Here is a 22,859-nt window from a genome sequence, read left to right as displayed (position 1 = left end):
CTCGCTCGGTGGCGAACCCGCGCCGGAACCTGCGGACGGAATCGCCATCGGGACGCTCGACCCAATAGGCAACTCGGTATCTCGTCTCCCCCGACTGCGTCGTGTACGACGAGACTGTGCCGTCCTGATTCGATCGCCGCGGCATCCGTCTTCCTTTCAGCCGATCGTCGGACCGCCGGGAGTCGGCGCGTTGATCACCGGACCCGTCGCCGACGGGTCAGGGAGATCCACTCCCGGCGCGAGACCCGCCAGACGGGCCCGGTTCATCAGCCGTGTCGCGGTGCTCTGACTGACCCCGAGGCCATCGGCGACGGCCCTCAGCGGCGGCAGATTGATGGCGGTCGCGAGGCGGTACGTCGTCGACGCGTCCACCACGCTCGCCGTGAGGTCGCGCCCCTCGCGTGTGCGCATCCGCCGAATGTAGTCCCCACCCGAGCAGACCGCATGCTCGGGCTCCTCGACTGTGGAAACCTTCAGCCCACTCACTTGCAGAGCCGTCTGGACACGCACCTCTCGCAGGGTGAGGCTCGTCACTTCGTCACCTTGCCCGCCGCGAGTCACGCTGACCTCTGTCGCCACGATCCGGCCGAGGGCAACGTCGTACGCGGCCCTGACACGGATCTCGCCAGGGACGTCGGGCTCACCCCTCAACACGACGGTCCAGCTCGCCGGAACGCTGACGCCGTTACCCACCGCGACGCGTTCGTCGCTGACGTCGACGTTCTCGAGGTCCACCATGCACGCCAGTATCGCAGGCAGGAATTCGCTGAACAAGGTACGACATGACGCATTCATGACTTGACTGGCTCACGTTCGTGCTACGGTGTGCGCATGCGATGACATTGGTGGCTCACGAAGGAGAAGCAGATGAACCGCTCGCCGAACTCACTCGCTCTCACGTACAAGGACGCGGCCGCACTGGTCGGCGTCGAGTACCGCACCATAAAGCTCGGCGTCGAGCGGGGCACGATCCCTACCGTGCAGCTCGGGCCGCGCCGGATGATTCCTCGGGCCGCCCTGCTCAGGGTGTTCGGCGTCGAGCCGTAGACCCGGCCCATCCCATCGTCATGGTCGACGCCCGCCTTCCCGCCGAATGGCTGGGTAGCATTCGCATCGACGATCTGAGCGACCGAGCCTTCCGCGTGCTCGCCGGCGCACTGATGTGGTGCAACGGGCAGGGCACGGATGGAGCGGTGCCCGCTCGGTACACCAGGTACCTGCATCCCGACGGCGATGACCCGGCCGCGTTCGAGGAGCTTGAGCGCGCGGGCCTCTGGGAGCACACAGACGATGGCTACCACCTCGTCGGCTGGACAAGCGCGCTCCGACAGTCCACGGCCGAGGAGGTCGAACGGTACCGCGACGGCGCGAGACGCCGGCAGAAGGAGTATCGCGACCGGCAACGAGCCACCACTGCCGCTCCCCTGCCTCGCGCGATCGGTGGGCGAGCGACACGTGACGTGACGCAAAACGCGACGCGTGAGGTGACGGCGAACGTAGGCTCAGGCTCCTTAACCGAGACGATGAAGAAGGGCGCCTACGAGACGCGTGACGCGACGGGCCACGTCACGCATAACGCGGACTCGCCGTTCTGTGCCAAACATCCGGAGGGCACCTCGGAGCCTTGCGGCGCTTGCGCCCGCGCCAGGACGGCGCTGGAGGCCCGCCAGAACCGTCTCACGATCGGAGGCTGGGACTGCACCGTCGACGGCCACAAGCTCGTCACCGACGGCACGTGTGCAGTGTGCTCGTTCCGCCCAGATCGCTCCGTCGCTTAGCACCCCTCAGACCCTCGGCGGCATTGTCTGCGCGTGGGCACAAGGGTCGGTCGCAGGCCGGGAGGCCCCTTGCGGGGCGCGCGAACGATGAGGAACGGCTGTCGTTCACATGGCCCACTCGAGACGTCACTCGTTGGACCACATCGAACGCTTGCTCGGATCATCTCGTGCGGGCGCGGAGAGTTCGCGGTGGCTGAGGTGCTCGCCCCATCCCACCTGTCCGCCGGCGGCGGTGTTCCCGGGCAGCGTGTGGTCCTCAGCCCTGTTGGCTCTCACGGGCGATACGCATGGCGCCCATGGTGATGAGGACCGCGAGCCCGAGACCCGACATCACGAGGGCGATGATGAGGGGGCCGACGACTCCTAGTGAGGATTCGATGGCGGAGGCGCCGGCCCATGTGCCGACGGCGGTTCCGCCGTTGAAGGCTGCGACGGCGATCGCGGCGGCGAGGGCGGGAGCGGCGGAGGCGAAGCGCACGGCGAGACCGGTGCCGACCGGCGGGATGCCCATCGCCGCGATTCCGATGAGGAACGTGAGGATGAACAAGGCCGCCCCGTTCGTCGACATCGGGATCAGCAGCGCGGTGAGCCCGAGCGAGGAGGCGGTCGCGGTGATGAACGTGGCGATCGGCCGCTTGTCCGCGTACCGTCCCGCGACGTTGGATCCAATGATGGACCCGAGCCCGAAGACGACGAAGACGAAGGGGATTGCCCAGCTTGGGATCCCAGCACGCTCGCTGGCAAGTGGGGACAGGTAGCTGAAGACCGTCATGCCTCCGCCGGTGGCCAGGATTGTCGCCAGAACCAGGATGCCCATGCGGCCGGTAGCGATCGCGCGCAGCTGACCGGCGATCGAGGGCTTGTCGTGGGTATCTTGGGACGGAGTGAATTTCGCGATCACGGGCGCGGTCAGGGCTGCGAGGATAGCCAGCGCCCAGAACGTACCGCGCCAGCCCAGCAGCTGTCCGGCGAACGCGCCAAGGGGCACGCCCGCGACGGTGGCGAGACCCACGCCGCTCATCATCACGCCGAGTGCGCGGGACCGGTTCTCTGGCCCCGCGGCGGTGGTTGCGACCGCGGATGCCACAGCCCAGAACGCCCCGGCCGCAATCGCAGTGATGAAGCGTCCGATCATGACCATCGCGAAGTCGGCGCTCAGAGCAGCAACGATGTGGCCAAGCGAGTAGGCCAGGAGCGCGAGGACGAGCGTCGCACGGCGGGGAAGGCGGAGCGTGGCCAGCGCCATGACGGGCGATCCGATGATCATTCCGATGGCGAACGCCGTAATGAGCAGCCCGATCTGGGCGATGCTGACACCGAGGTCGGTGGACATCTCCTGAAGGAGGCCGGCGACCATGTACTCGGTAGTGATCATCAGGAAGGTGCCGACGGTCAGCAGCGGCACGATGAGGGGCAGTCGTCCCCTCTTCGTCGCGGACGTGAGGGGCGTGGAGACGGCGGTCATGGGAGAGCTGGGTCCTTTGCGAGTGAGCGAGGCAGCTGCGCGCGCGAGCCGATAGCGCGACGCGGATTGCGGCGGTGGTGTCGCGCGTCCCGATTTTGGGTCGGCTCGCGACGAGGGGTTGCTGGTGGGAGTCATCGGCGGGCCGATGTATCGACGCTCTCGCAGACCGCTTATCTGAGGAAGGACTGCTTGAGACGTGGTCTGACAGGTCCTGTTTCATCGCTAACAACGTGGCTAGCGTCGACGTTGACCCCACCGTCGCGGAGCGAGTGATTCTCGCCGTGGCGCTTCAGCAGCCGCCGTCACGGTGGCAGTTCCAGCCGTGAAAGGAGTCTTCGCCATGCGCGGAGCAATGATCTACGCCCCCGGCGATGTCCGTGTCGAGGATCGGGCGCTGCCCACGATTCAGGCGCCCACCGACGCGATCATCAAGGTGGTCGCCGCATGTGTCTGCGGCTCCGACCTGCACCCGTATCGCGGCACTGAGCCGGTCGACGAGGCGACCCCGATCGGACACGAGTATGTCGGCATCGTGCAGGAAATCGGGGACGCCGTGCGCGCCATCAAGGTCGGGGACTTCGTTGTCGGGTCGTTCATGGCCTCCGACAACACGTGCGAGATCTGCCGGGCGGGCTACCAGTCCCGGTGCGTGCACGGCGAGTTCGTCGGAGCAAACGGCGCGCAGGCGGAGTATCTGCGTGTGCCCCTGGCTGATGGCACGCTCGTCGCGACCCCGAGCCTGCCCGACGAGGACCTGATCCCTTCGCTGCTGGCGGCTTCGGACGTGTTGGGGACCGGCTGGTTCGGCGCGGTCGCAGCCGAGGCGGGACCGGGGAAGACCGTGGTTGTGGTCGGCGACGGTGCGGTGGGACTGCTGGCCGTTCTCGCGGCGAAGCAACTCGGCGCCGAACGCATCATCGCGATGTCCCGTCACGAGTCCCGCCAGAAGCTTGCCCTTGAGTTCGGTGCGACCGACATCGTCGAGGAGCGCGGCGACGAGGGAGTCGCCCGGGTCAAGGAGCTCACCAGTGGGCTCGGCGCGCACTCTGTGATCGAGGCGGTTGGCACGCAGGAGTCGATGATGCAGGCGATCCGGTCGACACGTCCCGGCGGGCACGTCGGCTACGTGGGCGTCCCGCACGATGGCCAGCTTCCGTCCGGCGAGCTGTTCTTCGCGGAAGTGCACCTGCTCGGCGGGCCCGCGCCCGTGCGCCGGTTCCTGCCGGAGTTGATCGACCTGATCTGGACGCGTGAGATCGACCCCGGCAAGGTGTTCGACCTGACCCTCCCCCTCGAGCAGGCCGCCGAGGGTTACAAGGCGATGGACGAGCGCCGGGCCATCAAGACGCTCCTGCGCGTCTGAACAGGCGACGGACCCTCCAAACGCTTCTTGGAACGCGCGCGGCCGGAACGGCGCCGCTCGCATTGATGAAAGGACATCTCTCATGTCAACGAACCCGAAGTACGACTTCACCGGGCAGGTCGCTCTCGTCACCGGCGGCGCTTCCGGGATGGGCCTCGCGGCCGCCCGCGCCTTCGCCGAGAACGGCGCGGCCGTTGCCCTCGTCGATTACGACCGCGACGCCGTCGAGCGGGCCGCGCAGGCGCTGACCGACGCCGGGCACAGGGCCGTCGGCCTGGTCGCGGACGTCGCTGACGAGGCCCAGGTCGCAGCGGCCGTTGACCAGGCCGTCGAGACCTTCGGCCGCTTGGACATGGCCTTCAACAACGCCGGCGTGCAAGCCCCGCCGTCCGATGCCGCCGACGAGACTGCGGAGAACTTCGACCGGGTCAACGCGGTCAACCTGCGTGGCGTGTGGGCGGCGCAGAAGCACGAGCTACGTCACATGCGGGCGCAGGGCTCCGGCGCGATCGTCAACAATTCGTCGCTCGGCGGCCTCGTCGGCCTGCCCGAGCGTGCCGCCTACCACGCCTCGAAGCACGGGGTGATCGGGCTGACCAAGAGCGCGGCCGTCGAGTACGCCCCGCGCGGTATCCGCATCAACGCCATCTGCCCCGGCGTTGTGGAGACGCCGATGGTCGCCGGCATGCTCGAAGGCCAGGCAGAGGCGATGGCCGCGATCATGCAGGAGCAGCCCATCGGTCGGCTCGGCACCGCCGACGAAATCGCTGCTGCCGTGCTGTGGCTGTGCAGCAGCGCATCGAGCTTCGTTGTCGGCGTCGCATTACCCGTCGACGGCGGCTTCACCACGCACTGACGAGAAGACACGAGCGACGGGGAGGTACAAGAGATGAGCATCTGGACCGAGGAGGAAGTGGGCACGTTCGCGTCGGCAGATGACTTCCACGTCTCGCCTCTGCGCGAGGACGGGAAAACGTTCGGCACGCCGACCTTCATCTGGTCGGTCGTGGCCGATGGTGAGCTCTACATCCGGCCCTATCACGGACGTCGGTCCCGGTGGTATCAGGCAGCCGTTCGCGAAGCCGCCGGGCGAATCCGCATCGGCGGGGCCGAGTACGACGTCACCTTCGCGCCCGCGGACGATACTGCGCTCACCTCAGTAGACGACGCCTATCGCGCGAAGTACCGCAGCAGCGCATACCTCGCACCGATGATCGCACCAGGGCCACGCTCGAGGACACTCCGTGTGACGCCCGATCGCGTGTCGGCATGAGCCGGCGACATTTGCCGTCATGACTCGTATCATCCGGAACATGGACTCCTCGGCCGAGATCAGCAGCTTCCTCACCGCTCGCCGAGCCCGGCTCACGCCCGAGCAGGCCGGGGTTCCGCTTTACAGCGGCAACCGCCGCGTGCCCGGGCTGCGCCGCGAGGAAGTCGCACAGCTGGCGGGAGTGAGCGTCGACTACTACGCCCGGCTCGAGCGCGGCAAGACCTCGGGGGCCTCGCAGGAGGTTCTCGAGGCGATCGCACGGGCACTGCAACTGGACGACGACGAGCGCGAGCACCTCATGAATCTCGTCACCATCACACAGCGACGCTCGCCTGGCAAGAGAATCTCGAATAGGTCCACCGTCCGCCCGGACGTACAGCTGGTCCTCGACTCGATCCAGGCGCCCGCGCTCATCCAGAACGCACGACTCGATCGCCTGGCCTTCAACCAGGCAGGCCGCGCGTTGCATTCGCTGCCCGCTGACGGATCGCAGGACCGCTACAACTACGCCCACTGGCTCTTCCTCGACCCGGCCGCGAAGCGCTTCCACCGAGACTACGACGACGCTCAGCGCAACGTCGTCGCCCTCCTCCATACCGCGAGCGCGCAGGATCCCTACGACAAAGAACTGATCCAGGTCATCGGCACGCTCTCCACACAGAGCCCCGAGTTCCGAACCATGTGGGCGTCGCACGAAGTGTTCCGCTACCGCAGCGGCGCTAAGCTGCTCACCCATCGCGACGTCGGAGACCTCGAATTCGGCTACGAGTCCTTCGAGCTGTCCGCCGATCCCGGGCTGACAATGCTCGTATTCACGGTTCAGCCGGGCTCACGCACGGCCGACGCCATGAAGCTCTTGGCCAGTTGGCACGCCTCGGGGCACACCGGCGTCGAACACCTGCACAGCCGCGAACTGTGATCGCATCCGCTTCTCCCGGATCGTTGCGTCGCTCGCGGGTAGGGGCGGGACGCCGTTTCCGGTTGCGTTCGGCAGGCCTCAGACGGAAGCCACCGAGCCCGTAGGCCAGCCCCGACGCCGGCCCGCGAACAGGATGTCGATTCTCGTTCGTGCAGCAGCGTACGCGGCGGCCATCGCAACGCAGCGGGGTTCGAAGCTGCCCTGCTCGCGCGACCGACACGTGGTCACAACGCTACGCGTCTCGATCCTGAGGAGACAGGACCTGGCAGACCACGTCTGCGCAGGTCCTGTTCCCCAAATCCGGTAGAGGCCAAAGTCGATTTCATCAGCCCGGAGGCAACGGCGCCGCCCAGAGTCTCCCGTCCAGCTTCGCCGCATCAGAAAGACCCGTGGATGAGATCATGACCCTGAACTACGACTTCACCAACCAGGTCGCGATGGTGACCGGAGCGAGTGCCGGCATGGGACTTGCCGCCGCCGAGGCGTTCGCCGCAGCGGGCGCTGCGACCGTTCTGGTGGACATCGACGAGAACGCGGTCCGCACCGCCGCCGATGAGCTCTCCGGCGCCGGACACGCCGTGCACGCCGTGGTCGCTGACGTCAGCGACGACGCGCAGATGGCCGCTGCCGTCGCGGAAACCGTCGCGGTCTATGGACGACTCGACGCGGCGTTCAACAACGCTGGCATCAACATGCCGCCGTTGGCGATCGCCGACACCGACCGCGCGGTCTACGACCAGGTGATCGGGGTGAACATGACCGGCGTGTGGAACTCGCTCAAGCACGAGATTCTGCAGATGCGTCGCCAGCAGTCCGGAGCGATCGTCAACAACTCCTCCATCGCCGGGCTCAAGGCCGGCCCGACGGCCTCCGCCTATATCGCCAGCAAGCACGCGATCCTTGCTCTGACCAAGTCGGCGGCCCTCCACGAGGGACGTCAGGGCATCCGCGTCAACGCCGTCTGCCCCGGCATCATCCAGACACCGATGGTCGATCGAATGGTCGCCGCTGGTGATCTCGACAAGGACGCCATGGCCGAGGGCGCCGCCATCCCCCGCATCGGCCGCGCATCCGAGGTCGCCGATGCCGTGCTGTGGATGTGCAGCAATGGCTCCTCGTACGTGACGGGCGTTGCTCTCCCCGTCGACGGCGGTCTTGCCGCCGGATGACTGGGCCAACCACGCGGGATCCGCTGCCCTCCCGGCTCGCAGATGAAGTCACGCGAATGAGAGCGGGGCAGTAGCTCGAGGCGGCTACACGCGCGGTCCGAGCTCCTCCCGTCTCACATTCCAAACCCCAACAAGAAGAAGAGGGGCGTCGATCCGATCGATGCCGCTTCCTCAGCCGCCAAAGGAGGCCGGTATGAGTTCTGTAAGTGGTGCCGCCGCAGGGAACCCCTCGGGGATGACCGCTGCGACGGCCATGGTCCGCGAACATCATTGGTTCAAGGAGCCCACCGACCCCGCACCGAAGAAGTATGTCGTCTGGCTGCTCATTGCTCAGCTTGTCTTCTTCATCGCCCTGCTCGGCCCGGCCATCGTCGGCGTCGGGCTCAAGATCCAGGACCTCGTGCACCTGGGCGCGATCGACGAGAACGCTGCAACCGGAGCCGCCGGCATCCTCGGTGGCGTCGGCGCCCTGTTCGCCACCATCGCCAACGTCGTCTTCGGTAAAGTCTCGGATCGCACGACCTCGAAGTGGGGCCGCCGTCGCATCTGGATCGTGCTCGGCACCGTCACCATGACCATCGCGTTCGTCATCATGGCGCTCGCCCCCAACCTGGTGATCGCGACCATCGGCTGGGCCTTGGCCCAGTTCGGCGCGAACATGACGCTCGCCCCGTTCACCGCGACCCTCGCCGACCATGTCCCCAGGTTCCAGCGCGGCAAGATCGGCGCGGCGCTCATGATCGCCCAGCAGGTCGGCGTGCTCGGCGGCGTCTACGTCGCCCAGTTCTTCGCGGATCAGATGCTGATCATGTTCGTCGTTCCCTCGATCCTCGCGATCGTCGCCATGGTGATCTTCGCGTTCGTGCTCGACGACCAGGTGCTTCCCGAGAAGCCCCCGGCGATGAGCATCCGCGAGATCCTTCAGACCTTCTGGGTGAGCCCCGTAAAGTTCCCCGACTACGCGCTCGCCTGGTGGTCGCGCTTCCTCATCATGTTCGCCGCGTTCGGGTTCAGCGCCTTCCGGTTCTTCTACCTGCTCAACCACGTCGACGTCCGCGAGGCAGACATCCCGAGCGTGATCTCCCAGAGCGTGCTCATCTACACCGCCGCGCTCGTCGTCGCCAGCTACACCTGCGGATGGCTCTCCGACCGCCTCGGCCGACGCAAGGTGTTCGTGTGGGTTTCGACCGCGCTCTACGCGGCCGGTACCGTCGCGCTGATCTTCGCCCAGGACATCCCGACCTTCATCCTCATCGAGCTCATCCTCGGCATCGCGTTCGGGATTTACCTCGGCGTCGACATGGCACTCGTCCTGGACGTACTGCCCAACCCAGATGATTCGGGCAAAGACCTCGGTGTGTTCAACATCGCCAACGCCCTGCCTCAGACCTTCGCCCCGATGCTCGGCGCGATCTTCGTCTACGTCGGCGACGAGACCGGCAACAACTACGGGTTGTGGTTCACGATCTGCGGCGTCCTGTGTCTCATCGGAGCGCTGGTGATCTTCCCGATCAAGAAAGTCAGGTAGCCATCCTGTGCGTGGTCGGTGCGGGAAATCACCCGCGCCGACCACACCGGCTCCCACCCGCGCGGACGCTGCGTCGCACGCCGGCGGCAAACACCGCCCGGACCTTGAGAATTGCGGCGCCTCTGACCGGCCGGCAGAACGAGTGGGTCGAGCTCGTCGCTTCCTCGACTGGGCCGTCGAGATTCGACGAGTCGTCGGGCAGCTCGAACGCGATCGAGTCGAACCACGCCACACCAGCTACTTACGCGCCGTCCGCGCGCCGCGGGCACTTCCCGAACGATGCCGCCGCGTTGAAGTGCTTGTAGCGGTACTGAACGCGTTCGTGATCGCTTTCGAAGGCCGCATCACCGATGACCGCCTTGCCAGAGACACCGTTCATCGGACAGACCCGTATTCCGTGGGCCTGTCCGATGAACGGTGGTGGGAGTACAGCCGCGCTGACTCCGAGGAGAGCGCCGTCCAATCGTCCGGCGCCGGTTACCGCACGCCTCGTAGGCGACGCGGACGGTGGCGGGCTACTGCAGGTGCTCGGTGAAGAAGGCGGACATGCGCTCCACGGCCGGCTCGACATGCTCGGCCTTGTCGTAGAGATCGAAATGCGAAGCGCCGGGCAAGATCACGAGCTCTTTCGGTTCGTTCGCCGCGTCATAAGCGGCTTGGCTGAAGTGTCGAGTCTCGGCGTTCTCCCCGGTGATGAGCAGCAGCGGACGCGGGGAGATGGCCTCGATCTGGGCGAACGGAAAATACCCCATGTGCAGACCCACACTCGTGACGACGTAGCGGTTCTCCGCGCGCGGGTGGCCGCCGCGCTCCGTGAGGTAGTAGTCGGCGGCCTCCCGGAAGAACGACGGTGTGTCAGCGGTCAGCTGGTCGGGGCTGGGCACGAGCTGCTGGACGAGCGGCTCGCCGCCGGCCTCCCGGTTCAGCTGCGCGCCGATCTCCTCAAGCTGAGCCATCCGCTGCTCGTACGAGACGGGTGCTCCCTCGATGCCCTCGCGCGCGGCAGCTCCCATGTCGTATGCGGCGACTGTGGCCACAGCCCGGACTCGCAGGTCGGTCTGGGCTTCATCGATGGTGTATCCGCCGCCGGCGCAGATGCCGAGCGTTCCGATCCGGGCAGCGTCGACCTGGGGGTGGTTGCTGAGGTAGGTGACCGCGCTGCTGATGTCGCGGACACGGTGGCTGGGATCCTCCAAGTTCCGCGGTTCGCCGCCGCTTTCGCCGTAGTGGGATGCGTCGTACGCGAGCGTGATGAATCCTTGCTCGGCCAGCGAGCGGGCGTACAGTCCCGCTGTCTGTTCTTTGACCCCGCCCCAGGGGTGCGAGACGACGATCGCCGGGTAGGTCTGAGAGGTGTCGAAGCCCGGCGGAAGGTACAGGTTGCCGGCGATGGTGACCGAATCGCTGAGGAAGGTCACGCTCTCCGACCCTGCCGCGTGACCAGTCTTCTCGCCGCGGGCGACGGTAGCGGCAGGGGTTTGCGAGGGCGGTGCGCTGCTGGCGCATCCGGACAGCAGCAACGCGGCTGACACCGTTGTTGCCACCAGGAGGGTGTGGCGATTGATGGCCGTACGTGTTCTCGTCATCGTTCGTCTTGCCTTTCTGTCGTTCTCGGGGTCGTGCTTACTGGGGTCGATGGATGGGAACGAGGAGCTATGTGCGTCGGGCCGTGGGGTCTACGGGATGACCTCGACCTCGAGGATCCGGTCGTCGCCTGCCGTGATCTCCCCACGACCGTCGGTGTTGCTGGTGAGCAGCCAGAGGTTCCCTTGTGGTGTGGCAACGACATCGCGAACGCGCCCGAAGTCGCCCGTGAAGTGATCAGTCGCGGTCGCAGGATCGGACGTTGGCACCGCACGCAGCCGCTCGCCGCGCAGGTTCGCGATCACAATGAGATCGCCGATCACGCTCATCCCGCTGGGGCTGGCTTCGGCGGGTTCCCACCGCTGGACGGGGTCCACGTAGTCGGGATCGCCTGCCATGCCTTCGACCTCCGGCCAGCCGTAGTTCCCGCCCGGCACGATCACGTTGAGCTCGTCGAAGGAGTTCGCGCCGAACTCGGTCGAGAACATGGTGCCGTCCTCGGCCCACCCGAGTCCTTGCGGGTTTCGGTGCCCGAATGAGTAGACGTACGAACCCTCGAACGGGTTGCCCTCTGGCACGTCGCCGTCCGGGGTGAGCCGCAGGATCTTTCCGTTCATCGACTCGATGTCCTGTGCGTCGGTGGCGCGGCCGGCATCGCCGACGGTGACGTACAGCATGCCGTCGGGGCCGAAGGCGATACGCCCGCCGTTGTGGTAGACCCCAGCGCCTGGTCCCGTGAGGATCGTCTCCGGCTGACCGAGTCGCAACGCTCCAGGCGCCCCCTCGATTTGGAATCGCTGGATGCGGTTGCCGTCGGCTCAGGTGGAGTAGACGTAGAGGCGGCGCTCGTCATCGACGTCCATGCCCAGCAGGCCGCCTTCAGGGCCCATGCCGCCACCGCTCTCGGGGCGGACGATGTCCGACAGCGTGTGGACAGTGCGTACCGAGCCGTCTTGTGCGATCTCGAGGATCCGGCCGCTGTCGCGCTCGCTCACCAGCGCCGTTCCGTCGACGAACACGATCGACCAGGGCGCCTCCAAGCCGGTAGCGATCTCGCGCACCCCGCCCAGTGCGGTCGTGCCTGCAGGAGTGTTCCGCGTACCGATCGCCGTCGTCGACGGAGAAGCTTGCCGCGGCTCGTGGTCTCCCGCGCCGCCGGCGCACCCCGCTAGGGCGAGACTGAGTGCGGTCAGGACAGTCACGGCCGCGCATCGGAAGGATTTCGTCACGATGCCGCCGTGATCCACAGCAGACGGTCCACCGACTCCGACCCTTCGGGCGCTCTCGGAGACGTGTTGGTAGACGTGACGTAGATCCCGTCCTGGTAGGGGAGCACGGCCCGGGATCGTTCGCCCGAACTGAACAAGGGCTCCATGCTTCGTGCCTGGTCGTCCATCACATACAGGATCTGGGCCGCGAGAGCTGCGACGACGAGTTCGTCGCCGGCGAAGGCGATGCCCGAGGGCGCCCAGGTGCTCGATCCGGATCCGAGATGGGCAGGCTCCATACCGTCTTGCTGGTCCGCGCCCCGGGCAAGCGGCCAGCCGTAGTTCGTGCCGGGAGTGATGAGGTTGATCTCATCGTTGGCCGACTCGCCGTGCTCAGACGAGAACAGCCGGCCGTCGGCGTCCCACGCCAGGCCTTGAGGGTTGCGGTGCCCGTAGGAGTAGACGAATGAGCCGTCGAACGGGTTGTCTTCGGGGACCGACCCGTCCAGTCCCACACGCAGCACTTTGCCGGCGAGGCTGTCCAGATCCTGGGGCATCTGCGCGTCGTGAACCCACCCCGTTGTCGCATACAAGTAGCCGTCGGGGCCGATCGCGATCCTGCCGCCGTTGTAAAGCTCGTGGCCCGGAATGCCGTCTACCAGCACCTCGATCTCCTGCCACGTCGAGCCGTCGAACTGCACCTCCACGATCCGGTTCGCCAGTCCAGAGCCGCCACGGTAGGTGTAGTAGACGTAGGCGGTGCCCGACTCGGCGAAGTCCTCAGCCAGCGCCAGGCCCAAAAGGCCGCTCCCGCCGTCGTGGACCACGGGATTGGACGTCTGGACTGTGTACCGATCAAGCCGACCGTCGTGTTCGATCATCGCGATCGTGCCGCCCACTTCGGTGACGATGAGCGTGCCTTCCGACTGACGCACCTCCCAGGGGTAGTCGAGGTCATCGGTGACCACCGTGACGTCGAAGTCATCCGTGCTCAGCCCGGCCAAACTCGGACCCGTGTAGGCAGACGTATCTCCGGTCGGCGCCGCTGCGTCGGCTTGGGTGGGAGACGGCGGTGCCGGTGGGGTCGCCGCATCTGGCGCACCCGTGCATCCGGCGAGGAGCAATGATGCAGTAAGGAACGGCGCGAGGAGGGCAGCTCGCTTCATGGTTGACTCCTGGTCGTGGTGATTCCGGGGAGGGATGGTGAGCCCGGGCCGCGTCGTATGTGGTTGCTGGCCCGCTTTGCACACTCCGGGAACGCTACGTGGGTCGGAGAGATCGAGACAGGACCCCTCAGACCACGATTCAGCAGTCCCTTCCGCGTCCGGGCGTTGTCGGTCATCCTCGCCTCACGACCAGCTGGCCGTTGAGCAACTGGCACTTTGGCGACACTCTCGCATCGTGACGCGGAGACTAAGGGGGAGACAGAACGGCTAATGACGCCACCCGCTCACACGGCGAGACAGACATGTCTAGCGGTGGCTCATGGCGGATCGGTGGCCCGGCGGATGCGGGTGGCCGAAGTTAGGGATCAAGCGCCGATTCTCACTGCTCGTGATACGGCGGTCGCCCGTTGGAATAGCCAGGCCGACGACATGCGCGATGGCGGTGCCATCGGCGGGCGAGCCAACGCTTGCCGAGCGAGCCACCCACCCCACTCGACGGAGACTGCACGAACGAGCCCGAGCGCTTCAAAGGGAGCCAAGAAGCAAGACCCAAGGCGGCGAGAGAACGAGTCCGGAATCGAAACCGGAATGTACGCAGGCACTTTTCAGTGGCACGCTCAGATCTCTTGAGAACACTGGGCACGCGTGACAACCTGGTTACATGGTCCGCGGACGCCGACATTCCAAGCGTCAAGCCGCTCAGGTGCGCGAAGTTGAGGCGCACGAACAAGCCGAACGCGCCCGTCGCGACGCGGACGAACGATCAGCGGCAGAGCGCCTGCTGGCGCGCAAATGGGGCGACACCCGTGCAGGTCTCGACCGTCTGAGCACACTCAGCCGCGACCTGGAGAAGCTTCACCGCGAAGAGGAGAAGCTCCTGCACGAACGCGACGAACTCGTGTCATGGCTCCGGGGTCGAGGGCAGACCTGGGTTGCGTTGAGCTCGCGGACGAAGCTCAGCCGGCAGGCCCTGATGAAGCGGGGCGTGATCCCTCGCTGAGTCGTCCTCATAGGTCGATAGGACCCGGTGACGGCACATGGTCAGGCAGACCGCCATCAAGGATGCGTCGCACCATCCCGACGGCACGGTCGCTGAGTCCATCGCCCGGGTAGTAGTCCTCGTAGAGGTCCTCCGCCGCCTCGAGCGTCGCGACCTCACAGAGGCTGAGCAACTGGCGGATGTCGTTGGTGTCCCGGCCGGGCCGATTGGCGCGGAGCTTCATTGCGAGCAACGCCTCCTTGGAAGCCACCTCGATCGCAATGCCGTTCTGGTCGAAAATCGTCTCCCACTCGACCTGGCGCCCGAGCGTTGGCAACGCATCAGCTTGCTCGACTCTGAAGTTCAGCCATTCCTGATCCCAACCGCGGCGATCCGCAACGCGCGCGGATGCTGCAGCCACCGCTTCATCGCTGCCGGGCTGAATGTGCAGCGAATCGAGATCCTGCGTGGTGCCTCGGTCGAAGTAGCGAAGTGCGAGTGCAGCACCGCCAACCAGACGGATGCCGGCGACTTCACCGGACGCACGCAGCTCTGCGATGAGCTCGCGGAGCCCATTGATGATGTCGTCGCGGTTCAGCGAGGTAGCCACGATCAGACGCTCGTGAAGGTGTCACGCCATACGTGCACACCGCGCTCTGCGAACTCTTTCGGGACCTCAGACCCTGGTGGGGCGGGATCTGCCGGATCCACGTCGAGTGTGCGAGGGGCGCTGAGGTAGCGACTCGGCGCGTTCACCCAGTCGGGCGCTGGAAGACCCTCCTCGCGCAATCGCCATGCCACGAGGCCGGCAATCGCCGCATCCCACACGGGATCCTTGGTGGACTCCGGCTCGGCCAGCCCGAGCACGCCGCGGACAAGCCCCCGTTCGGCCACCAGATTGTCGTTGAGCTGCAGGAGCGCGCGCAACGCGCGGTCCTTGTCTTTGACGTTGAGCTGCTCGCGGATCTCGACGGCGACTGCCGCGGCGTCGTCCCGCTGGGTGGGTGCCGAATACAAGCGGTGCCCTGCACCTGCGAGCAAACGTTGGATAGTGCTGAACTCCGCATCGCGGCCACCCTCGGACCGAGAAACACTGCTCTGATCGAGGTGGGTGCGCTCGGCGAGTTGCTGCTGGGTGAGCCTGCGGCTCTTTCGGGCAGCGCGCACGAGTGTCGAAGCGGCGGTCATGAGCACCTCCCAGATTATGTCGTCAAGAACATATTCTACTCGACCGAGTCAAGGGTCGTCCGTCAGCGCCCAGAAATCGACCGCGTAGCCGCGCGGCCGCTAGCGCCAACTGAGCCTGATGTGCACACTTGGCTCAGTTGACCCGATCTCGTGGCACAGTTAAGGCACATTAACCGGCGACACGCCGTGCAGATCGATGCAGGAACATGCTGGCGGCCATACGTCGAGGCATCCCGAAAACCGCGGAATTACGCGACAAAACGGCCCATACGTGCCTCAGAAAATGAGAGTTCGAATCCCCCATCCTCCGCACCTCTGATCCCAGTGTTTTCAAGGGATCGCGACCCGCTCGCAACCGCGTGGCACAGTCATCGTTCATATTCGGTCTTCGCGAGGCCCGGAATTCCGCGGATCTCGACCACGCGGGTGCCACCGTGCGCTCGAACGACTCCCGCGAATGCCTGCTGCTCGTCGAGGGATGCCAGTCCGCTGATCGCGGTGCCCCAGCGGCCCGCCATGTCGCGCCGCCCTCGGTAGTGGTTGGCGAGCCCCGCGCGAAGTTCTTCGTCCGGATACGCACGGAGCCGCGATTGAAGCTTGCCGCGAAGCCTCTCGAGGCGCTTTCCCTCAAGCAGCGGGATCACGCGAGTCGCATCCCACCGCTTCGATCCCATCCGACGAGTATGCCCGCGTCAGGCATCGATGCAGGTTGCGGCCCGCCCACACCCCGGTGCGCAGCCGTCAAATCGACGGCTGCATCAGTGTGTCCGAGAGCGTCAGCGTGAACGACGCGATCGGGCAGGCCCGCGGCGATCACCGAGCCCCAGACTTGAATCTGAGAACGCAGGTCGACCCGACCTCGGCCCATGACCTCAGCGTCAACTCGCAGAGCTTCGAAGATTGCCTCATTCCGCGACAAGCGTTCGATGACCGGTCCCGATCGTGCGACTTCGTCCTTGGACATGGCCGACGACCGCCGTCTGTGACCAGCCCAGGGATCGGATATCGCCCGACGTGCCAGGTCGCCCCCCCCCCCCCCCCGACGACGATCCGCACACTGGACCTCCCGGTCCTCGGCGTTACAGGCTGATGCGGATGCGGTAGAGGCTGGTGGATGCGGTGATGTAAAGCGTGCTACCGTCCTCGCCTCCGAAGCAGACGTTGGACACGATCTCGGGAACGGGGATCGCGCCGACACGGGCACCCGCCGCATCGAAGACGACGACGCCGGTGGCGCTGGATGCCCAGACCCGCCCGCGGGCGTCGACGCGCAGGCCGTCGCACACTCCGTCCCCGATCAGCGCGAAGGTCTCTCCCTGATCGCATGCGCCGTCGCGCACGCGGTAGCGGCGGATGTGGCGGGGGACGCCCGGCTGCGTGGCCCCTGCCGTGTCCGACACGTAGAGGACCGTCCCATCCGGTGAGAACGCGAGTCCGTTCGGATGCACCATATCGGTGATCACCGGCCGCAGCTCGCCCGTCCGCTCGTCGAAGCGGAACACGAAGCATCCTTCGTACTCAGGCGCCGCGGCGTGTCCTTCGTGATCGGAAAGGATGCCGTAGGGCGGATCGGTGAACCAGATCGCGCCGTCCGAAGCGACCACCACGTCGTTCGGCGAATTGAAGCGCACACCGTCCCACCGATCGACGATCGGCGTCACGACTCCGTCGACGTCGCGCTCGATCCGGCGCAGTCCGTGTGAGCACTGCACGACCCGACCCTCGAGATCGAGGGTCCGACCGTTCGTGAACTCGACTCCGGCTCGATACACGTCTACGCGCCCGGTCGCGGCGTCGAACTGCAGGATCCTGTCGTTCGGGATATCGCTGCAGCGCACGGCTCCAGCATCCGGGAGCCAGACCGGTCCCTCGGCCCACGCCATACCGGCGTACAGGCGCTCCAGCTGTGCACCCGGCTGAATCAGAGGCGTGGTCTCGGTCATTCCAGGGTCAACTCTGTCATGTTGCTACCGAACGCGCCGACGGGCCTGCGGATCCTCGGAGCCGAAACCGCGTCGGGGTGCGCGGCGTCGTCCATGAGGTCGTCCGGCCGGTCGCGGGGCCCTCAAGGGGTCCTTCACCCGGGCGCTTGAAGGCTTCAGTCCGTCGGGTTCTACGCGCCCTGATCGCCGCGACGCAGGCGGCTAGCGCCCCGCCGAGGATCAGCGCCGATGGCAGCAGTGGCGGACCCACCGAGTCGCGTGCGCCCGTGTCGGTCGCGATGAACACCGTTTCTGATCTCTGATACAGCCAGCCCAATCCCTCCACCGCGAGCTAGTGACTGGGCACCGGCGACCGCACACGGGTCGCTCAGCGTACTAGTGGCGCTGTCCTCAAGGGCTGCGGCCGAAGCGCGTGCGGCGGCAGCACTTTCGTCAGGGCACCTGCTCGCGACGTCTGCATCGTCGCCCCACGGGTGCTGGGCATTGTCCTCTTGTTGCCGATGCCTGTGAAGGCCCTCAGTGGATCGGGGCGCGCGCACACACCATGAGGGCTCCTCGCCGACACCGACGCTGAACGTAGGGAGAAGTCATGGGTGTGAAGACGGCGGTCGCTGTAGGTGCGGTCGGTGTGGCTGCGGGGCTGGTGGCCAGGTCGCTCGTTCGACAGCGGCCCGCCTCCGAGGGTGACGGTCGGCATCCGGAGGGATGGAAATCAGTCACAGTCTTGGGAGAGTCCGCAGCCTTCACCGAGAGCGGGTATCCGGCACCGTTGCAGCGGCTCGCTGAGTTACTGGAACTCCGGATCGATACCGCGCCCGGCGACAAGGGCTTTGAGGTGCACGCGCGCATCCGGGAGGACGCCGATGCGAAGGCGCTGCTGGGCGACGACGATCCCGACCAGGTGTTGCGTGTCGCTCTGCGCGATGCGAAGCAGGTATTCGAGACCGGCGAGGTGCTGCTGGCCAAGCCGCGACCACATGGACACCGCCCGACCACTCTGCTGGGCAGTGCGGTTGATAAGGCTGAGGACGAGGCGAAGGGCGAGGGTGTGCTGTGAAGGCTCTGTGCTGGACCGGGGTGAACAAGCTCGCCGTCGAGAGCGTCGACGACCCGGCGATCCTGAACGCGCAGGACATCATCGTGCGCGTCCTGCTCACTACCACGTGCGGGTCCGATCTGCACCTGCTCGGCGGGTATGTGCCGACGATGCGCGGCGGGGATGTGCTGGGTCACGAGTTCCTCGGGGAGGTGGTCGAGACCGGGTCGGCTGTGACGAAGCATCGAGTCGGCGACCGGGTGGTCGTGTGCTCGTTCATCAGCTGTGGGAAGTGCTGGTACTGCCGGAACGAGCTGTTCTCGCTGTGCGACAACGGTAACCCCAATGCCGGGATCCCGGAGATGCTGTGGGGCCAGGCGCCGGGTGGATGCTACGGCTACTCCCACGCTCTCGGCGGGTGGGCCGGCAGCCATGCCGAGTACATCCGAGTTCCGTACGCCGATCAGGGAGCATTCCCCGTCCCCGAAGGCGTGAGCAACGAGAGGGCGCTGTTCGCCTCCGACGCTGCCCCCACCGGGTGGATGGGTGCCGACCTCGGCGGAGTGAAGCCCGGCGACACGGTGGCGGTCTGGGGCGCCGGCGGCGTCGGCCAGATGGCGGCGAGAGCATCACTGCTGCTCGGTGCCGAGCGGGTCATCGTCATCGACCGGTACCAGGAGCGGCTCGCGCAGGTGAGGGACGTGATCGGCGCCGAGACCATGAACTACGAGACGAGCGAGGTGCTCGCCGAGCTGCGCGAGTTGACCGGAGGGCGCGGCCCGGACGTGTGCATCGAGGCGGTCGGTATGGAGGCGCACAGCGATCGGATCGATTTCGCGTACGACCAGATCAAGCAGCAGCTCCGGCTGCAGACCGACCGGCCGACCGCCGTGCGCGAGGCGATCTTCGCGGCTCGCAAGGGCGGGAGCGTCTTCGTGCTCGGCGTTTTCGGCGGGTTCGTGGACAAATTCCCCCTCGGGCCGCTGATGAACAAAGGCCTCACGCTTCGCTCGGCCCAGCAGCACGGGCACCGGTACATCCCGATGCTGCTGGAGCGGATGGCCCGCGACGAGCTGGTCACGGAGCACCTCGCGACGCACGTCATGCCGCTTGAGGAGGGGCCCGCCGGCTACGAGATGTTCAAGGACAAGACCGACGGCTGCGTGCGGGCGGTCTTCCAGCCCTAGACGCCTCACCAAGCAGAAAGCCTGTCCGTCTCGTCGGCTCAGCGCCGCGAAGAGAACGAAGGTCGACCATCCCAGCTGCCACCGCACGGTGAGAACGCATCGCTTCGTACACCCATTATCGGAAGGCAACATCATGAAAGCTGTCGTCTACGACGGCCCCCGCAAGGTCAGCGTCAAGGATGTCCCAGACGCCCGGATCGAACGGCCCACCGACGTCCTCGTCCGCATCACCACCACAAACATCTGCGGCTCCGACCTGCACATGTACGAGGGCAGAACTGACTTCGAGACGGGCCGCTGGTTCGGCCACGAGAACATGGGGGAGGTGATCGAAGTCGGCGACGGGGTCGACAAAGTGCAGGTCGGCGATTACGTGGTGCTGCCGTTCAACGTCGCCTGCGGCCACTGCAAGAACTGCGAACGAGGCTTCACCAACTACTGCCTCACCGCGCAACCCGATCCCCTGCTGGCCGGAGCGGCCTACGGCTTCGCCGATATGGGGCCCTGGGCCGGCGGTCAGGCCGAGTTCCTGCGCGTGCCGTGGGGCGACTTCAACTGTCTCCGCCTGGGTGAGGATGCGGAGGAGAAGCAGACCGACTACGTCATGCTCGCCGACATCTTCCCGACCGGGTACCACGCCACCGAGCTGGCAGGCGTCAAACCCGGAGACCAGACCGTGATCTACGGCGCCGGGCCGGTGGGATGCATGGCCGCCTACTCCGCCATCCTCAAGGGCGCCGGCAAAGTCATGGTCGTCGACCGCCACCCCGACCGGCTGCGACTGATCGAGGAGATCGGCGCGATCCCCATCGACGACTCCGCCGTCGACCCCGTCGAAGCCGTCAACGAGATGACAATGGGATTCGGCGCCGACAACGGCTGCGAATGCGTCGGCTACCAGGCGCACGACCCCGACGGGAACGAGGACCAGAACCTCACCCTGAACCGCCTCGTACAGTCGGTCCGGTTCACCGGCGAGATCGGCGTGGTCGGGGTGTTCCTCCCGCAGGATCCCGGCGGCCCCGACGAGTTGGCGAAGCAGGGAAAAGCCGCGTTCGACTTCGGCGAGTTCTGGTTCCGCGGGCAGAAGCTCGGCAGCGGCCAGTGCCCGGTGAAGCGGTACAACAGGCAACTGCGGGATCTCATCGCAGGAGGGAAGGCGACCCCCTCGTGGATCGTCAGCCACGAAATCGGCCTCGACGAAGCGCCCGACGCCTACGAGCACTTCGACAACCGCGACGACGGCTGGACCAAGGTCGTGCTGCACCCCGAACTTGCGACGGCCGGTTCCTGATCAGTCCGAAACGACGTGCGGCAGCAGGTGTGACGGTCCGCCGTGATCGGTGAGCCGTCGCACCCGCCCGCGAAGGAGGACGAGCACAGTGCAGGACGACAACGAACGTCGGCAGCAGAGGCGATCGAGCGGTGTGTCCACCAGGGCGGACCCGGCGCGTGCGGTGGCGTTCAGCGATGCGATCATCGCGATCGTCATCACCCTGCTCGTCCTGGATCTTCGGCCGCCGGACACCGAACCCGGGGGTCTGCTCGCTGGTCTGCTGGATGAGTGGCCCACGTACCTGGCGTACGCGGCATCCTATGTCTATCTCGCCGTGATCTGGATGAACCACAAGGCCGCGTTCACCCGCATCCGCGAGATGGACATCGGGCTGCAGTGGATGAACCTCGCAATCCTTGCGACACTCGCGCTGGTTCCATGGCCGACCGCGATCATCGCAGAGACAGCCAGAACGGGCGATCTCGCCGACCAGAAGGTCGCCGTCGCGCTCTACGCGCTCATCGGCGCACTGCTATGCCTGTCCTGGCTGCTCTTCTTCTCTTACCTGGCACGGCACCCGGACCTCACCAAGGAGGAAGTCGACGACTCCTACTTCGCCCACGAACGGCCCCGCGCAGTCATCGGGGTGATTTTGTATCTGGCCGCCGGGGCCGCCGGCGTCGTGCTCCACCCCCTCGTTGCATCCGCGGTCTTCCTATTCCTCCCCGTCTTCTACGCATTCACCAGCCACGGACACGACCACCCAGCGAAGCTCCGCCGCAGCGATCGCGACAGCGCCCGCACCGGCAACCATGACCGCTAGCCAAGCCGTCCCTCCGCCGATGCCACTCTGGTGACAACTCGTGGGGACGGCCACCCCAACCGGAAGTGACGCGAGCCGGTCTTTGCGGTCGCTGACGGCGCTGACTCTGAGGCTGAGTGGCCGGCCTGGCGCCGCGACGCAGCCGCGCGTAAGTCGGTCCTCAATCGCGCTGCCGAGATTGCGTAACGGCACTGAACCCGTGATCAGCTCGACCGCACCACCGTGTGCACCGTTCCTCTTCGCCCAGAATATTGAAGAGGAGCAGACGGTCTTGCCAGTCGGATTCAGCGTCGCTACGATCCGAAACGAAACCGCGGAAGCCGCCGGCAGTCAGGCATGCACCGGTCACGAGGCAATCTCAGCTGGGGGCCAAAACGGCGCCAACTCGGTCACCACTCGTCGACGTCCTGGGCCTGATGCGCATGCCTGGCTCAGTCGATCGATCCTCGTCGATATGTCCCGCTCGCCCCGTGTCGCAACCCCCCTTGACAGGATCACCGTGGGGCGTACGGTGGCGCGCAGACGTCTCCTCACGAATCTGGACGTCTCCCCCAAGGCGCGTTGCGACCGTGAGGAGACGTCGTTGTTGCACCGACGGGCTTCCACCCGCAGAAACGCGATGCGACCTCCTGATGACGGGGAAGGGCAGGAAAGCAGTCGCGGCTCACTTGACCTCGCTTTGCACGTGGTCCTCAGCTTCTCATCTTCCGCGCAAGGACCGGCGCCTGGTCGAACGCGCTCTCGGCACCCCCGTGCGCTGCAACCGGGGCAGGCTCCAGATCGTCCGATCTCCGAAGGGGTGACGGCTCGCTGTCGGCCGAGGGCTCCGCGGCGCCTGCCCAGAGTGCCGCGTCGTTCCCGTCATGCTGGTGACGGCGGTCGCGGCGGTAGGCGAGTGTGGGGCCGCTGCGGGCGCGGGTGACCAGGAGCGCGGCGATGCCGCCGACCATCAGCCCGAGGAACAGCCCGCCGGC

24 protein-coding genes are annotated in these 22,859 nt (G+C 66.4%); 13 read left to right on the top strand and 11 right to left on the bottom strand.

Features of this window, described 5'->3' with window-relative positions; all coding sequences use genetic code 11:
- Window positions 1–156: 156 nt before the first annotated feature.
- A complete protein-coding gene (locus ACFQ7C_RS18920) occupies window positions 157–738 on the bottom strand; it encodes a hypothetical protein (RefSeq protein WP_378904991.1) in 582 nt (193 codons plus the stop codon).
- A gap of 129 nt (window positions 739–867) precedes the next feature.
- Here ACFQ7C_RS18920 and ACFQ7C_RS18915 point away from each other — a divergent pair, with 129 nt between their 5' ends.
- Both ACFQ7C_RS18915 and ACFQ7C_RS18910 read left to right on the top strand, forming a co-directional pair.
- On the top strand, window positions 868–1,047 hold the full coding sequence (locus tag ACFQ7C_RS18915; RefSeq protein WP_378884357.1) for a helix-turn-helix domain-containing protein: 180 nt from the start codon (window positions 868–870) through the stop codon (window positions 1,045–1,047).
- A gap of 20 nt (window positions 1,048–1,067) precedes the next feature.
- A complete protein-coding gene (locus tag ACFQ7C_RS18910; RefSeq protein WP_378904988.1) occupies window positions 1,068–1,778 on the top strand; it encodes a hypothetical protein in 711 nt (236 codons plus the stop codon).
- Between the two features lie 256 nt (window positions 1,779–2,034).
- On the opposite strand, the gene ACFQ7C_RS18905 is transcribed toward ACFQ7C_RS18910, so the two are convergent.
- Window positions 2,035–3,183, bottom strand: a complete 1,149-nt coding sequence (locus ACFQ7C_RS18905) for an MFS transporter (RefSeq protein ID WP_378904985.1) — start codon at window positions 3,181–3,183, stop codon at window positions 2,035–2,037.
- 400 nt (window positions 3,184–3,583) lie between these two features.
- Here ACFQ7C_RS18905 and ACFQ7C_RS18900 point away from each other — a divergent pair, with 400 nt between their 5' ends.
- From ACFQ7C_RS18900 to ACFQ7C_RS18875, 6 genes are all read left to right on the top strand, one after another.
- Window positions 3,584–4,606, top strand: coding sequence for a zinc-dependent alcohol dehydrogenase family protein (locus ACFQ7C_RS18900; protein ID WP_378904982.1), 1,023 nt, complete (start codon window positions 3,584–3,586; stop codon window positions 4,604–4,606).
- Between the two features lie 82 nt (window positions 4,607–4,688).
- On the top strand, window positions 4,689–5,462 hold the full coding sequence (locus ACFQ7C_RS18895; RefSeq protein WP_378904979.1) for an SDR family NAD(P)-dependent oxidoreductase: 774 nt from the start codon (window positions 4,689–4,691) through the stop codon (window positions 5,460–5,462).
- Window positions 5,463–5,495: 33 nt separating this feature from the next.
- The gene (locus tag ACFQ7C_RS18890; RefSeq protein ID WP_378904976.1) at window positions 5,496–5,879 is read left to right on the top strand and encodes a DUF2255 family protein; all 384 of its coding nucleotides are present in this window, start codon (window positions 5,496–5,498) and stop codon (window positions 5,877–5,879) included.
- Window positions 5,880–5,919: 40 nt separating this feature from the next.
- The gene (locus ACFQ7C_RS18885; RefSeq protein WP_378904973.1) at window positions 5,920–6,798 is read left to right on the top strand and encodes a helix-turn-helix transcriptional regulator; all 879 of its coding nucleotides are present in this window, start codon (window positions 5,920–5,922) and stop codon (window positions 6,796–6,798) included.
- A gap of 401 nt (window positions 6,799–7,199) precedes the next feature.
- Window positions 7,200–7,967: an SDR family oxidoreductase gene (locus ACFQ7C_RS18880; RefSeq protein WP_378904970.1), complete on the top strand. Its 768-nt coding sequence runs from the start codon at window positions 7,200–7,202 to the stop codon at window positions 7,965–7,967.
- A gap of 193 nt (window positions 7,968–8,160) precedes the next feature.
- Complete coding sequence (locus ACFQ7C_RS18875; RefSeq protein WP_378904967.1) at window positions 8,161–9,495, top strand: MFS transporter; 1,335 nt, start codon at window positions 8,161–8,163, stop codon at window positions 9,493–9,495.
- Window positions 9,496–10,010: 515 nt separating this feature from the next.
- Here ACFQ7C_RS18875 and ACFQ7C_RS18870 read toward each other — a convergent pair.
- The 4 genes from ACFQ7C_RS18870 to ACFQ7C_RS18855 form a co-directional block, all read right to left on the bottom strand.
- Window positions 10,011–10,913 (bottom strand): alpha/beta hydrolase, encoded by a 903-nt coding sequence (locus ACFQ7C_RS18870; RefSeq protein ID WP_378904964.1) that lies wholly within the window; start codon window positions 10,911–10,913, stop codon window positions 10,011–10,013.
- Window positions 10,914–11,171: 258 nt separating this feature from the next.
- Window positions 11,172–11,882, bottom strand: coding sequence for a PQQ-dependent sugar dehydrogenase (locus ACFQ7C_RS18865; protein ID WP_378905085.1), 711 nt, complete (start codon window positions 11,880–11,882; stop codon window positions 11,172–11,174).
- Between the two features lie 15 nt (window positions 11,883–11,897).
- Window positions 11,898–12,281, bottom strand: a complete 384-nt coding sequence (locus ACFQ7C_RS18860) for a hypothetical protein (protein WP_378904961.1) — start codon at window positions 12,279–12,281, stop codon at window positions 11,898–11,900.
- Between the two features lie 23 nt (window positions 12,282–12,304).
- The gene (locus tag ACFQ7C_RS18855; RefSeq protein ID WP_378904958.1) at window positions 12,305–13,453 is read right to left on the bottom strand and encodes a PQQ-dependent sugar dehydrogenase; all 1,149 of its coding nucleotides are present in this window, start codon (window positions 13,451–13,453) and stop codon (window positions 12,305–12,307) included.
- Between the two features lie 661 nt (window positions 13,454–14,114).
- Here ACFQ7C_RS18855 and ACFQ7C_RS18850 point away from each other — a divergent pair.
- The gene (locus tag ACFQ7C_RS18850; RefSeq protein WP_378904955.1) at window positions 14,115–14,453 is read left to right on the top strand and encodes a hypothetical protein; all 339 of its coding nucleotides are present in this window, start codon (window positions 14,115–14,117) and stop codon (window positions 14,451–14,453) included.
- Window positions 14,454–14,460: 7 nt separating this feature from the next.
- On the opposite strand, the gene ACFQ7C_RS18845 is transcribed toward ACFQ7C_RS18850, so the two are convergent.
- The 4 genes from ACFQ7C_RS18845 to ACFQ7C_RS18830 form a co-directional block, all read right to left on the bottom strand.
- Window positions 14,461–15,042, bottom strand: a complete 582-nt coding sequence (locus tag ACFQ7C_RS18845) for a hypothetical protein (RefSeq protein ID WP_378904952.1) — start codon at window positions 15,040–15,042, stop codon at window positions 14,461–14,463.
- Between the two features lie 2 nt (window positions 15,043–15,044).
- On the bottom strand, window positions 15,045–15,620 hold the full coding sequence (locus ACFQ7C_RS18840) for a helix-turn-helix domain-containing protein (protein WP_378904949.1): 576 nt from the start codon (window positions 15,618–15,620) through the stop codon (window positions 15,045–15,047).
- Window positions 15,621–15,988: 368 nt separating this feature from the next.
- Window positions 15,989–16,264: a hypothetical protein gene (locus ACFQ7C_RS18835; protein WP_378904946.1), complete on the bottom strand. Its 276-nt coding sequence runs from the start codon at window positions 16,262–16,264 to the stop codon at window positions 15,989–15,991.
- Window positions 16,265–16,699: 435 nt separating this feature from the next.
- Complete coding sequence (locus tag ACFQ7C_RS18830; RefSeq protein ID WP_378904943.1) at window positions 16,700–17,563, bottom strand: SMP-30/gluconolactonase/LRE family protein; 864 nt, start codon at window positions 17,561–17,563, stop codon at window positions 16,700–16,702.
- 589 nt (window positions 17,564–18,152) lie between these two features.
- Here ACFQ7C_RS18830 and ACFQ7C_RS18825 point away from each other — a divergent pair.
- The 4 genes from ACFQ7C_RS18825 (at window position 18,153) to ACFQ7C_RS18810 (ending at window position 21,885) form a co-directional block, all read left to right on the top strand.
- Window positions 18,153–18,620 carry a hypothetical protein gene (locus ACFQ7C_RS18825; RefSeq protein ID WP_378904940.1) on the top strand — a complete coding sequence of 156 codons (468 nt, stop codon included), beginning with the start codon at window positions 18,153–18,155 and terminating at the stop codon, window positions 18,618–18,620.
- Window positions 18,617–19,786 carry a zinc-dependent alcohol dehydrogenase gene (locus ACFQ7C_RS18820; protein WP_378904937.1) on the top strand — a complete coding sequence of 390 codons (1,170 nt, stop codon included), beginning with the start codon at window positions 18,617–18,619 and terminating at the stop codon, window positions 19,784–19,786. Before ACFQ7C_RS18825 ends, ACFQ7C_RS18820 begins: the two co-directional genes overlap by 4 nt.
- Window positions 19,787–19,919: 133 nt before the next feature.
- Window positions 19,920–21,080, top strand: coding sequence for a glutathione-independent formaldehyde dehydrogenase (locus ACFQ7C_RS18815; RefSeq protein ID WP_378904934.1), 1,161 nt, complete (start codon window positions 19,920–19,922; stop codon window positions 21,078–21,080).
- Between the two features lie 88 nt (window positions 21,081–21,168).
- Entirely contained in the window at window positions 21,169–21,885 is a 717-nt protein-coding gene (locus ACFQ7C_RS18810; protein WP_378904931.1) for a TMEM175 family protein, read from the top strand.
- A gap of 692 nt (window positions 21,886–22,577) precedes the next feature.
- On the opposite strand, the gene ACFQ7C_RS18805 is transcribed toward ACFQ7C_RS18810, so the two are convergent.
- Window positions 22,578–22,859: hypothetical protein (locus ACFQ7C_RS18805; protein WP_378904928.1), on the bottom strand; the 282-nt coding region annotated here is incomplete at its 5' end.

This window comes from Microbacterium sp. NPDC056569, assembly GCF_042793475.1.
Lineage (GTDB): Bacteria > Actinomycetota > Actinomycetes > Actinomycetales > Microbacteriaceae > Microbacterium.
Note: the sequence above shows the minus strand (reverse complement) of the source record. Positions and strands in the feature narration are given on the sequence as shown.

Excerpts from the sequence above, each read along its gene's own strand:
- ACFQ7C_RS18840 (WP_378904949.1), bottom strand. The coding sequence starts at position 15,620 with ATGACCGCCGCTTCGACACTCGTGCGCGCTGCCCGAAAGAGCCGCAGG.
- ACFQ7C_RS18855 (WP_378904958.1), bottom strand. The coding sequence starts at position 13,453 with ATGAAGCGAGCTGCCCTCCTCGCGCCGTTCCTTACTGCATCATTGCTC.
- ACFQ7C_RS18910 (WP_378904988.1), top strand. The coding sequence starts at position 1,068 with ATGGTCGACGCCCGCCTTCCCGCCGAATGGCTGGGTAGCATTCGCATC.
- ACFQ7C_RS18920 (WP_378904991.1), bottom strand. The coding sequence starts at position 738 with ATGGTGGACCTCGAGAACGTCGACGTCAGCGACGAACGCGTCGCGGTG.
- ACFQ7C_RS18875 (WP_378904967.1), top strand. The coding sequence starts at position 8,161 with ATGAGTTCTGTAAGTGGTGCCGCCGCAGGGAACCCCTCGGGGATGACC.
- ACFQ7C_RS18900 (WP_378904982.1), top strand. The coding sequence starts at position 3,584 with ATGCGCGGAGCAATGATCTACGCCCCCGGCGATGTCCGTGTCGAGGAT.
- ACFQ7C_RS18915 (WP_378884357.1), top strand. The coding sequence starts at position 868 with ATGAACCGCTCGCCGAACTCACTCGCTCTCACGTACAAGGACGCGGCC.
- ACFQ7C_RS18815 (WP_378904934.1), top strand. The coding sequence starts at position 19,920 with ATGAAAGCTGTCGTCTACGACGGCCCCCGCAAGGTCAGCGTCAAGGAT.
- ACFQ7C_RS18830 (WP_378904943.1), bottom strand. The coding sequence starts at position 17,563 with ATGACCGAGACCACGCCTCTGATTCAGCCGGGTGCACAGCTGGAGCGC.
- ACFQ7C_RS18880 (WP_378904970.1), top strand. The coding sequence starts at position 7,200 with ATGACCCTGAACTACGACTTCACCAACCAGGTCGCGATGGTGACCGGA.
- ACFQ7C_RS18885 (WP_378904973.1), top strand. The coding sequence starts at position 5,920 with ATGGACTCCTCGGCCGAGATCAGCAGCTTCCTCACCGCTCGCCGAGCC.
- ACFQ7C_RS18895 (WP_378904979.1), top strand. The coding sequence starts at position 4,689 with ATGTCAACGAACCCGAAGTACGACTTCACCGGGCAGGTCGCTCTCGTC.
- ACFQ7C_RS18890 (WP_378904976.1), top strand. The coding sequence starts at position 5,496 with ATGAGCATCTGGACCGAGGAGGAAGTGGGCACGTTCGCGTCGGCAGAT.
- ACFQ7C_RS18850 (WP_378904955.1), top strand. The coding sequence starts at position 14,115 with ATGGTCCGCGGACGCCGACATTCCAAGCGTCAAGCCGCTCAGGTGCGC.
- ACFQ7C_RS18825 (WP_378904940.1), top strand. The coding sequence starts at position 18,153 with ATGGGTGTGAAGACGGCGGTCGCTGTAGGTGCGGTCGGTGTGGCTGCG.